We start from the raw sequence: 12,268 nt of genomic DNA on the forward strand, positions 1-12,268 counted from the left end.
CTCACCGGTTGAAAGGGCAGAAGGGAAGTGAATTAGGGTTTGTGCGCAAAGGCGATGCCATCAAAGGTAATTTGCCGGGCCTGCAACGACTGCTGCAACATTTCTAACTGCCCCGTCACCACGGCTTCGGGGGCCTGCAGTTGTTGGGCGGGCCCCAGATCGCGAGAACGTTGCTCGACCGTCACGCCGGTGTTCTGCACGCGCAGCACGGCACGGTCGCCCAGCGGCGGCCATGCGTCTGCGGACAAATTGTTTTGCGAGTCGGAAAACGCTTCGAACGTCAGATCGATGGGTTCGTCGGCGACACAGGCCAGCAGAAACTCGGTTCCGCCGGGACCGCGCAGCGGAACCGCATCGGCGCTGCTGGGTGGATAACGAAAGGTCGATGCCGCGTCCTGCGGAGGACGCTGGTGCAGCAGCATCCAGCGGCCGTCGCCGTTACGCAGCAGCAGCGAGGCGTGCTTGCCGGCCGGAACGTCAAAGCGGATTTGCAACAGATCGCGATCGCGGAGCGGGACCCCGGCGGCCAAGGGCAACAGACGAGCGTCCTCCCAAACACGGATCGTCAGACCCAGCGGTATGGCGTTGGCGACCGGAGCATCGGCCACCGCCGACGCGTCGCCGGTGGACATCTCCGCCCCGCTTTCGCCGGTCCCGCCGTACCACGACACGCCCAGCATCAGCATCGCCCCAAGGGCGGCCGTTACCACAACCAACGCGGCGGATCCCAGCAGTAGCGCGGCGCTTCCGTGGACCGGCCGACGACGACGGTACGCTGCCTTTGAACGTTCGAGTGCGTCGGCCATCTCGTCGCCGGAGCCGAAGCGCAGAGCCGGGTCCGGGTCCAAGGCTCGGCGACAGATTCGCTTCAGCGACTTCGGCATCGCGGCGGCATCCAGTGCCTGCCGGTTCCAGCGGCCCTGTTGCGCAAGCCGCAAACCTTGGGCAAGCGAGTCGACGTGATAGGGCGGATGACCGGTGATCAAGTAGTACAGCGTAGCGCCCAGGCCGAAAATGTCGGAGCGGTGATCGACCTTGTCCCTGCCGCCGGCCGCTTGCTCGGGAGACATAAACGGAACGGTTCCCGAGATGTTTGCATCGCTCTCCTGCGATGGGTCGACGTAGGCGTCACATCGCCAAGCCATGCCGAAATCGATCAAGCGAGCTCGGGCCTGTTGATCGATAATAATATTGTTGGGTTTGCAATCGCCGTGAACCAATCCCACTCGGTGCACTTCGGCCAACCCCCGAGCCACCTCGGCCACCCAGCCGGCGATCTGGTCGGGCGTCATGCGGTGGCTGCGGGCGTACTGGTGGAGGTTCTGGCCGCGGACGTACTCGATCACCAGATAGGGTCGATCCTGTTGCACATCCAAATCGTAAACGCGAGCCAGATGCGGGTGAGCAAGTTGGCTCAGCAAGCGGCCTTCGTGCCGGAGGGTCTGCTGCAAAACTTCCCGCGATCCCAGATTGACTTTGGCCAGCTTGATCGCCACTTCACCGGCCAGCTCCGGGTGCACCGCGCGATAGACATCGCATTGCCCGCCGCTGCCCAGTTTGGACACGATGATGTACTTGCCGATCCGCGGCAGCGAATCCGCCGAAGCCATCTCGTCACCGGCGTTTGGTTTCCGCGCCGAGCCACTCGGTTCCTGCAAGCCTTCGTGGATCGACACTTGTCGCTGGAAAGCCGCGTACTGGTCGGGAAACCGCAGGCGGTACGTTTCCGGGTCCAGCATGGCATCGCATTCATCGCGCAGTACGTACTCCGAATACAGCAGGTCGACGATAAACTCCGAATCCGCGTCGGCTTCGCCGGCCACGTAATCTTCGGCCGTGACCTGTTGCCCACGGTGCCAGCGGGAACGCATGTCGGCCCAGTAAAGCGCCAGGCGTTTTCGCGCATCGACCTGCCGCCCCAACGCAACCACATCGGACAACGCCCGGTCACGAATCGCCAGCGTGATCGACTGCGCCGAATCCAGTTCCAGAACGCTCATTTCAACTCCTGGCTGATTCCCCATTGACCGGCCACGCGGTCCATCGCCCGGGTCAGACGTTTTCGCAGGGCATCGGGCCGTGCCTGCAGCTCCTCGGCCAATGCATCCCAGGGCCGCCCTTCGACGCGTTGCTCCAGCAGATACGTTTCCTCTTCGGAAAGCGACGCGCGAACCAGGGCCAGGATCTCGCGGCGAGCCACGATCTGGCTGGGCGTTTCGGCTCCGCAAGCCAATTCGTCGAGCCGCCCCCCGCCGTCGGCGCAGTGCTTGCGTCGATCACGCCGGTCCGCGGTCTGTCGGCGGATCTGGTCGTAGACTTTGTTGCGAGCCATGGTGATCAGCAACTTCCTCAGCTGGGTCGGTTCTTCCAAGTCCAGATGGCCGGTATCAAGCTGAACGAAGAATCTCGCCAGAACGGACTGCCAAATGTCCAAAGATTCCAACAGGGCCGAGAGCGAGGCCGAGGACAGCCGGTACCGGATGAACCGCCGTATCTCTGGTTCATACAGACGGATTAATTCGTCGGCGGCCTCCGCATCACCGTCGCGGACACGCTGCACCAAGGTCGCAAAGGCATCCCGTTCATGCATCCGTGTGGCCTGATAATCGTTGTCTTGTAAAACCCAACCAAATCTGCACGAGTCAAGAAAATCGCTTGAACGGTGACCGTCCGCCGTCATAATCACAATATGGGGGGGCGCTACCAGTCACTATAGCAGTGTCGACCTGCTCCTGCCAGTTTATCGCGGTGTCGGTTGCAGACACCGGAGTAACCGAAAAAAACGGGGACTCCCGTGTCCGGCCGGCGGGCGCACAGCGTTGATCTACGGGCGCACCGCTTTGGTGTAGAGGAAGGGGAGATCGGTCGCGTACCGGTCACACCCTTTCGCCTCCGTCGATCAAATCACGGCGAAAGGAACGGTGAATCATGTCCTCTCGATCTCCCTCGCCGCACCGCAACACGGCGGTCCAGCTCGGCTGGGGATTGGTGCTGGGCGGTGCCCTGGCGATCGCGGTGAGCATCGCTCGCTGGTCGGCCCCCCACGAAGTCTCGCTGTCGGCGACACCGGCCGCCGCGACACCGGCCGCCGCGACACAAGCCGAAACGAAACAGGCCGAAACGAAACCGGCCGGAGCGACGAGCCGAACGAAGGCCGGAGCGACCGGTAACGCGACGGGCGAGCGAGCGCGTTCGGTCGCCGATGCCGAACCGACGGCGATGCGGCACGCCCTGTTGATCGGATGTACTCAGTACCCCAACAGCCCCCAGATTCCCGAGCTGTGGGGACCGGCCAACGATGTACCCGCCTTTGCAAAGCTGTTGCAGGAGCGATTCGGGTTTGCCGAAAACAATATCCGCCAACTGGTCGGTTGGCCCGAGTCGGCTGCCCGGCGGCCCACCTATGCGAACATCGCCGCCGGCTTCCAGCACTTGATCGACGTGGCTCGCCCGAGCTCGCAGATCGTGATCCTGATGAGCGGTCACGGCACCCAGCTGCCGGTTCGAGCTGCGGCCGCCGGCCCCGCGCCTGCCGGCTCCGGTGCACTGCCTGGCAACCAGGAATACGACGGGCTGGACGAGGTCTTCCTGCCGGCCGACGTGGCTCCGAGCCAGGACGGGTCGCCGCGCAGTGCCCTCCGCGACGACGAACTGGGCCACTGGCTGGACCAAATCCGCGCACGCGGCGCGGCGATCTGGATCGTCTTCGACTGCTGCCACTCAGGAACGATGACGCGGAGCGTCGATCGAGGGGAACGTTCGCGCGGCGTGCCGCCCCAGTGGTTGAATGTGCCCGACGCGCACCTGGTCGCCGCCGCGCAGAGGGCCGCCGCGCAGAGGGCCGCCGAACAAGCGGCCCGCAGCGGCGAGCGGAGTCGCGGCACGGAGGTTCCCGGCGCTGCGGGCACAGCGGACGACGCAGCGGGCGACACAGGCACAGCGAGCACCGCAGGCGACGCGGCCGCCGATCGACGGCAAGCCGCACAGCTCGATGCCCTCGATGTGACGCTGGACAGTGCCGCGGGCGAGGGCAGTTTGACCGCTTTCTACGCCGCCCAAGCTTTCGAGACCGCTCCCGAACTGCCGCGGCCGGCCGACGCGCCGCGCACGCCCGAACATTATTATGGGCTGCTGTCCTTCATGTTGATGCAAACGTTTCAGGACCAGAGCGAACCGCTCAGCTACCGCGAACTGGGTCGCCGCGTGATCGGTCGTTACCGCAGCGAACGCGGCTCGCGTTCGCCGACGCCGTTCTTCAGTGGCGACCTCGACCGCGAGGTGCTGGGTCTGACGACGTTTCCGCCCCCGCCGCCGATCACCTTCCAGCGCGACGGTTCCGAGATGCTTGTCACCGCCGGCCAGTGGACGGGCATCACATCGAATACCGTGTTTGCACTCTATCCCGGCGGCTCCGCCGCACGTCCCGAGGACGCGCCGCTGGGCTATGTTCGCGCGGTCGACATCCAGCCGCATCGCAGCTCGGTCGCGCCGTGTGAGTTCGGCAGCGTCGCCGCGGTGTCTTTCGATGACCTGCCACCGTACGCCGTCTGCCGCATCGCTTGGCGCGAAGTCGGCGACCTGCGTCTGGAGCTAGCGCTGGCGGCGGACTCCGATGCGGATCGTCGCTCGCTGGACGAGGTGCTGCAGGCGATGCCGCCCCGCATCCGTTCGCTGGTACGCACGGTCGAACCGGCGGTGCGGACGCAGTGGCAGCTCCGCAGTGTAGCGCCGGCCGAGGCATGGTCTCAATACGGATTGACGATCCGCGAACCGGCCATCGTCCTAGTGGACAGCGAAACGGCACCCCAAGCGGCGGCGTCAGCGACCCGGGCCGCCGACGTGGCCTCGATATCCGCTCCGGCGCGGGGCGTCTACGGCCCTTACCCGCTGGACCGCGTATCGCAAGCCGCCGGGCGGTTGGCGATTGACTTGCAGAAAATCTTCACTTGGCGAAACACCTGGCGGATCGCCCAACTGGCCTCGGCCGCGGAGCGTTCGCGGGACGTCCGCGGATTGCAACTGCACGTCACTCGCAAACCCACGGCGGCACGCCCGGGCGACGGCACCGAGTCGGCACCGACCAAGCTGGTTCCGGGCGATGACATCGAAGTGCGACTGGACAACCGCAGTCGCGAGGACATGTGGGTGACGTTGTTGTACCTGAGTGCGGACCATGGAATCGACGTCTGGCTGAGCGAAGCCTTGGCGGCCGGCTCTACGTTTTCCGACCAAGGCCGCGTCGACGATTCCTCGCTGGGCACCGAAGGCTTTGTGGTCTTGGCGGTCCCGGTGCGGACGCACAGGAGCCAGCCCAACTACGACTTCCTCCGACAAACCGGCCTCCGCAGTCACACGCGCAGCGTCGCCAAGTCCGCGCCTTCGACGCCCCGCGATCCGGTCGAACAGTTCATGTCAGCGGCCGCCTTCGGCAAACCTCAAATGCGTGCCCTGCGGCGAACGACGCAGGCCACGCCTCAAGTCCTTTCGTGGTCCTGGATCACGGTTCCCGCGGTCCAACCTAATACCTCAAACAAGTCTTCTCCCCACGGTGAATAGCCATGGCAAATCCATCGCGAAAATTCACTGCCGGCTCGCACGAGGCGTCCTCCCATGCGCCCGAGCAGATTCTCTGCGCCTACGAGAGCCATCTGCAAGAAAACCCGGACATCACGGCCGCAGAGAAATGGCCGGACCTGGAACGTGTCGCTCCCGATCTGTACCAGCCGCTCTTGCTGGGGATGCTGCAGCGTGAACAAGCACATCGGCAACAGGATGGGCAGGCTTTCGACGGCGACGAGCTGCGGCGTCGCCTGCCGGCCTTTCCCGCCCTGGTCGAGGCGGTATTGAATCAGGATCGCGAGCCGCGAGACATCGCTCAACGACTGCCTCAGTACGAATACCTTTCGCCGATCCACGGCAACCCCTACGGCGGAGCTTATAAGATCCGCCATGGTCCCAGCGGCGACACCCGCGTGCTCTGGCGGATCTCGGCTTTCTTCGTGGACACCGAGGGCTTGCAAGCCGAACGGGCGGCGGCCGGAATGGTGCACTTGTTCCATCCCAACATCGCCGCGCCGATCGAATTGCTCCAGCACCGTGGCGACGTGTACGTGATCTCCGAGTACTTTCCCGGAGAGAACCTGGCGGATTTGATCCTCCGGGCCGGCCGCAGGCCGCTGCCGGTTCCGGTGATCTGCGAAATCTTCAGCCAAACCGCTCGAGGGCTTGCCAGCATCCACGCCCATTTCAAAGCCCATGCGGACCTGCGTCCGGCCAACGTCCTGATCGGATGCCGGCAAACAGAACTGGGCCAGGTCAAACTGTCAGGCGTGACCGGTGGGTTGATCGACGAACATCGAGCTCGATTTGCGCTCTGGCCTGCGGGGCTGCGTTTTGCCCCCGCGTTCTGCGCCCCGGAGGTCGCCAGTGGCCAGCAGGCCCCCGACACGCGTTCGGACGTTTTCAGTCTGGGACGTCTGGTGTATGCGACGCTGCTGGGCCAACCGCCGGCGACTTGGCTCGGCGGCTCCGACACGCCCGAAGCGTCCCCACCGTTGTGCCGAATCCGCCCGGACTGTCCGCCCGATCTGGAAGCCGCTATCGCGCAGATGACCGCCCCGGATCCCGACGAACGCTTCGAAACCGCTGGCGATGTGCTGGACGTGCTCCAGCGATACGCGGTCCCTTCGCAGCTGGTCGCGTGGGTGCAAAGGATTCCCCAAACCCTCTCCGAGCATACCGGCGAAGTAGCCACCGAAGAGAGTTCGCTGTTGGTGTTTCCGATCTGCGGTCACGACGACCACCACTCTGACCCCGCGGCCGCGACATCCCACGTCCCGCGCCAGCCTGTGATGGTGGCCGGTGACGGCGCTTCGGCGGAGCCGTTGCCGCAGACTCCCATCTCGACAGTGGAACCAGAGCTACGCGACGCTACCGCGGCGGCGCGGACCGCACGCGGTACCTGGAAACAGTTTCCGCGACGCCGGCCCATGCTCACTCTCGCCGGTGGTCTGTTGTTGGCGATGTGCCTTTTCGGCGGTAGCTTTCTCCGCAACCTTCCTTCTCCGATCGCTCCGGCCAATGATCCCGCCTGGGTGGCTGATCTGATCACCCTGCCCGGTCCCAACGGAGATTGGTGGTTCGACGAAGTTCCCTGGTACACACCAGAGGTCCGCAGCGAGTTGGCGCGGCGAATCTACGATCGGGACCCCGAACTGGACCTGGTGCAATTGCAACAGCTGGCCGCTCGGCTCAAGTCGCATCCCGACTACGAGACGGTAGATCAGTTGCACGCGGTGGTCCGCGAACTGATCCGCGGGATGCCGTCCGAAACCGCCTTGCCGGCCCGACAGATCGACGAGGTTTCGCCGGCAGCCCATTCGGTCAGCGAATTGAAGGAAGAGTACGCGGGAGTCCTTCGCGATCTGCCCACGACCGAACAGGATTCGGCAGCCCGTTGGCATCTGCGAGCCGTGTTATTGGAAGCCCAGTCGGAAACCGATCAAGCGGCAGAAGCTTATCGCCAGGCTTTGGAACGGTATGCCGCCAGTTCGCGGACTCGCGACGGCCCTTTGAAAGCTTTGTGTGCGACTGATTATGCTCGGTTACTGGCCGAGTACCAACGCAACTACCGCAAGGCCAACACCTATTACCGGTTGGCCATTGAACAATCGCCATCGCTTTCCCTGAAAGTGACCAGTATGTGCCGTCTGGCCGATTCGCTGCGTCATTGGAACCGTAGCACAGAAGCGACAAAGACGCTGCGAGATGCCCAGCGGACTCTGCAGAGCGATCCAGAAGTCCTGCCCGAACATCCGCTCCACGCTTTGATCGCCGAGACGCAGGGCTGGGTCGCGTTTGACAACTGGCAGCTGAAGGAGGCCACCGAGGCGTTCGATCGAGCTCATCAAACCCGACTCGCCCACAGCCGATCCGGCAATCCTCGTTCCTGGCGGGCGATCATCTGGATCGAACAAGGCCAAGCGATGACGGCCCATTTCCGTGGCCAGCAGCAGCAAGCTCAGGAGAAGTACCGTCGGTTGCTCGAGCGGATTGACAGTTCGTTGAGGGGCGGTTTCATTCGCGACCTCCCCAAACAACAACGGACCGAACTGACCGCCAGGCGACCCAATCTGTACGAACGACTGGCCGACTGTTACCTGTTCGGTGCCGGTATCGATCACTTGGAAGCTTGCGTTGCACTCGACAAAGCGATCGTTGCTACCGAAGACCCCGACTTCGAACTGGAACGGACCTGGCCACACGTCGTGGCGCTGAAATACAAGTATTCGATCGCACTGCTCTTGGCCGGAAATCGCGACGAGGCGATCGAGGCGATGCAGTCGGCGACGCTGGATATCCAGAAACGCCAAACCAGTGAAACCGGCGTGACCGAAGGACAACGCCGGATCTTCGAAAGCACCCAGACGGTGGCCCAGTCCCTGCTGCAGATGGAAACCGGATCGCCGGAACAACGGCAGGTCGCGCTGGAGCAGCTGCAGGCCTTTCACCGCGCGGCATCGACCAAGATTACCCGCAAGAATCTGAACCTGCTGATGCTGGTGACCGAACAATTATTGCAGCCGGCCCAGTTGCCCGAGGACAAGGCGGCACGCATCGTCCGGCGATTGGACGCGATCATCCGGACCTTGAAGGTCCGCGATACCGAAGGGGCAACCAGCCTTTACCTGCAGCGGTACTGCGAAAGCGGACAACGGGCGCTGCGCAACGTCAACAGCGTGTCGCTCGCTCTCGACCAAACCGACACGGATTCGTCGATCGCAGCGGTGTTGACCGAATCCAGGCGGCAAGCTCCACCGGCTCTCCGCGGGCTGACCCGAGGTACGATCGAAGTCGACGACGCAGGCCGGCCCGTCCGTTGCCGGCTGCACGTTCTGACGATTGGTGTTTCCGATTATCAACACCATCCCGAACTGCAATTAACCTGCGCCGCCGAGGACGCCGAGGCCTTGTTTTCCGCCTACGACCAATTGTGCATCAATCCGCAGGCCGCGGATTCCGCCAACCAGTTGTTCCTGAAAGGTGAGTTCCGAAAACTTACCAACGAACAAGCCACGCGCGGCGCGATCATCGACAACATCACCGACATGGCTCGACTGGCTTCCGAAAAAGACCTTCTGATCATCAGTTTGTCGGGCCACGGGATCGTGGACGAAGGCGGCGAGTTCTACTTCTTGCCCACCGACTACCGCGACGACCAGTTTCCGTCGAGCGGGATCCGCAACGCCGACCTGCGAGATTTTTCCCAGGGCGACGGCAACACTATTTTGGTGCTCGATGCCTGTCACAGCGGAGCGGCTACCAGTAAGTACACGCGGTCGGCAATCAATCGGCAGGTCAGCAACGCGTTGGCTCGTTTCACCGGAGCCCAAAAGGGCCTGGTCGTGCTGGCCGCATCGGCAAGCGATAAGACGGCGGCGGAGAATCCGCGTTACGGCCATGGTGTTCTGACGCTGGCCCTACTGGAAGCGATCGAAGGTCGCTACCACGAACTGGCCGCCGAAGAAAGTCGCCGCGAGGGACGCCCCCTGCCGCCCCTGCCGCATCCGCAGGACAACAGCGGCCTGATCACCCTGCATGACATCCAGTACTACGTCGGTTCACGTGTTCCGGGCCTGACCGACGGCGCCCAACGCACCACGTTCAATCGCTATGGTGGCGACCTGTCCATGCGAGACATCCCGATTCGTTTCTACACCAACGATGCTGAGTGAAATGTCGATCACCGCAACCGATTGTGCCGAAGGGAGTCTGGACTTACAGCCTACCATCCGTTTGCATGACTGGTTGTGCGACCGGGCGGCCCAGGACTGTCCCGAGGTCAGCGAGGTCTGTCGCGAGATCCGGCAAACCGTTCATCGACGTTCGATTTGGTTCGAGCGGCAACGGGAATTGCCGCTGGCTCTTTCGGCTGTCGTTTTGACCGAGGCTGATATCGGACACCTGCGATCGCTCAGCGAACGGCTGCATGGCTTGATTGAACTGGCGTTGGACTGGACGCTGGACGATCCGCAGCGATTGTCGCGTTTCTTTCCGGACCACCGGCGCATCGCGCCCTATTTCCGCCGCACGCCCGGGCTGGATTTCTGGCAAGGCTACAGTCGTTACGACGCCGTGATCACCGCCGACGGGACGGTCCGCTTCATCGAAGCCAACACCTGTTGTCCGGCGGGGTTTCTGCATGCGCCCGACGCGTCCGAGATTCTCTTGCAGTCGTTCTCGCAGTTGGAGATGCCCTGGGCCGCCGGGCGGTGGCGGATCGGTACGCTCGAGCGGGACATACTGGTCGACCGGCTCCTGTCGCTGGAACGACGCGGCGCCCCGAATCGAAAGGGCGTGATCGCTCTGCTGAACGATGAAAACTCGCTGACCAACGAAGTCGAAATGCTGCGGACCGCACTGGAACGTCGCGGCCGTGACGTGGTTGTCGCCGGAGCCGACGAACTGGAGCGATGCGGCCGGTCGGTGTGTTGGCGAGACCGCCCGATCTCGCTTTCCTGGAACAAGATCCGCGTCAGCACTCCGGACAGTCCCAATCACTGCTGGAAGACGGGGTTTGAACAGCGGTATGCGGCTTTCCTAAGCGGTTTGCGCGATCAGGCGTTCGTTTCGGTCAATAATCTCGTTGCCGCGACGCTTGCCGAAGACAAAGGGTTGCTGGCGTTGTTTTATCATCCGGAGTTTCGGCAGCAGTTGGATGCGCACCAAAAGGCGTTTATCGATCGACATGTCTTGTGGACGGCACGACTAGAGAACGGCGCTGTGGACTATCAAGGCCGGACGATCGACCTGTTGCCGTTTGTCCGTCAGCACCGCGAGCGGTTTGTCATCAAACCCGCCAACGAGGGCCGTGGCTTTGGTGTGCTGGTGGGTAAGTTTTGCGATCAACAACAGTGGCAGCAGGCCTGTCAGCCCAACGCCACGCTACCGTGTGTCGTCCAACAGTATGCCCCGCCCCTGACCTTGCCGGTGCTGACCGAAGTGGATTCACCGGTCCGGAAGCTGTGCGTCCGATCGATGCAATTGACGCTGGCGATGGGCATGATCGAAGGCACCTACCGAGGTCTGTTCTCGAGAGTCGCCAGTGGGCCGGTAACCAATGTCGGCAAAGCCGGCATGCTGCAGGCGGTCTTCATTGACCAGCGGCAGTGATGGGCGGCGATGCAGGTTCCGAGGTGGGATCGCCGCATCGTTCGCATGCCTGTGCTTCGCGTTCCGGTGTACGACACCTGCCACTGACGGCGACCAGTTTATGTCTGGTGCTCCTATGCGCATCGATCTGGGGCGGTCAAGCGGTGGCGGCCAAGGTGGCCGTGGACGTCTATCCAGCGACGCTGGTGCTGGCATGGCGGCTGTTGCTCTCCCTGCCCGTTCTGTGGCTGGCATCGTACTGGAGCCGTTGGTCGCTGCGTCTGAGTGTCAGGCAGAGCGGGCTGGTGTTGGTCAACACGGCGATGGTGCTGTTGCAGATTGGATTGTTCTTGGTGGGAACCGAAGCGACCAGCAGCGCACGGTCGATTGTCATTATCAATACATTTCCTTTGTTTGCGGCACTTGCCGGAGCGAAGCTAACCAGCGACGCACGGTTGACCAAGCGTCAGTGGACGGGGTTGCTAGTGGCGATGGCGGGGCTGCAGTTTGTGTTGTTACCGCGGGCGATAGCTGCCTCGATGACAGGAGAAAACACCGGCACGTTATGGGGCGACGGCTTGGTGTTGTTGGCGGCGATATTGGTCGGCGTAAAAATCGCGTACCTACGGCGCATCTTAGCGGAGCTGAACCCGCTGCAGTCGGTGTTTTGGAGTTCGTTGTTTGGAGGCGTTGCCTGTTTGGCAGCCTCCTTGCTACGTAGCGACTTATCGGCATTACAATTCGTCCCCACGGCCATCGCCGGCATCGTCTACCAGGGGACAGTGGTCAGCGGAATCGCGGTTCTGACATGGACGTACTTATTATCCCAGCATCCCTTAAACAAACTGACGGTATTCCGTCTGGCCACGCCACCGATCGGACTATTCGCCAGCTGGCTCCTGTTGGGCGAACCGCTCAGTGCGTCCCTGATCGCCGGAACCCTCCTCATCATCACCGGCATCCACCAAGTCAACCGCCACAACCGGGACAGTGCATAACCAACACCAACAACGGGGACAGTGCACTGACCAACCAACAACGGGGACAGTGCACGCACCAACAACCAACAACCAACAACCAACAACCAACAACCAACAACCAACAACCAACAACCAAC

6 protein-coding genes are annotated in these 12,268 nt (G+C 62.8%); 4 read left to right on the forward strand and 2 right to left on the reverse strand.

Features of this window, described 5'->3' with window-relative positions:
• Positions 1 to 32 precede the first annotated feature (32 nt).
• A complete protein-coding gene (locus tag GE027_RS08315) occupies positions 33 to 2,000 on the reverse strand; it encodes a serine/threonine-protein kinase (protein ID WP_162006625.1) in 1,968 nt (655 codons plus the stop codon).
• A complete protein-coding gene (locus GE027_RS08320) occupies positions 1,997 to 2,590 on the reverse strand; it encodes an RNA polymerase sigma factor (protein ID WP_162006626.1) in 594 nt (197 codons plus the stop codon). The genes GE027_RS08315 and GE027_RS08320 overlap by 4 nt, the downstream gene beginning before the upstream one ends.
• Before the next feature lie 338 nt (positions 2,591 to 2,928).
• On the opposite strand from GE027_RS08320, the gene GE027_RS08325 reads away from it, so the two are divergent.
• The 4 genes from GE027_RS08325 to GE027_RS08340 are packed head-to-tail and all read left to right on the forward strand — an operon-like array spanning position 2,929 to position 12,149.
• A complete protein-coding gene (locus GE027_RS08325; RefSeq protein WP_153556717.1) occupies positions 2,929 to 5,556 on the forward strand; it encodes a caspase family protein in 2,628 nt (875 codons plus the stop codon).
• Between the two features lie 2 nt (positions 5,557 to 5,558).
• Positions 5,559 to 9,734 (forward strand): protein kinase domain-containing protein, encoded by a 4,176-nt coding sequence (locus GE027_RS08330; RefSeq protein ID WP_153556718.1) that lies wholly within the window; start codon positions 5,559 to 5,561, stop codon positions 9,732 to 9,734.
• Between the two features lies 1 nt (position 9,735).
• Positions 9,736 to 11,172: a hypothetical protein gene (locus tag GE027_RS08335; RefSeq protein ID WP_153556719.1), complete on the forward strand. Its 1,437-nt coding sequence runs from the start codon at positions 9,736 to 9,738 to the stop codon at positions 11,170 to 11,172.
• Positions 11,172 to 12,149 (forward strand): DMT family transporter, encoded by a 978-nt coding sequence (locus GE027_RS08340; protein ID WP_153556720.1) that lies wholly within the window; start codon positions 11,172 to 11,174, stop codon positions 12,147 to 12,149. Before GE027_RS08335 ends, GE027_RS08340 begins: the two co-directional genes overlap by 1 nt.
• The last annotated feature ends 119 nt before the right edge of the window (positions 12,150 to 12,268 follow it).

The organism is Roseimaritima sediminicola (assembly GCF_009618275.1).
Classification (GTDB): domain Bacteria; phylum Planctomycetota; class Planctomycetia; order Pirellulales; family Pirellulaceae; genus Roseimaritima; species Roseimaritima sediminicola.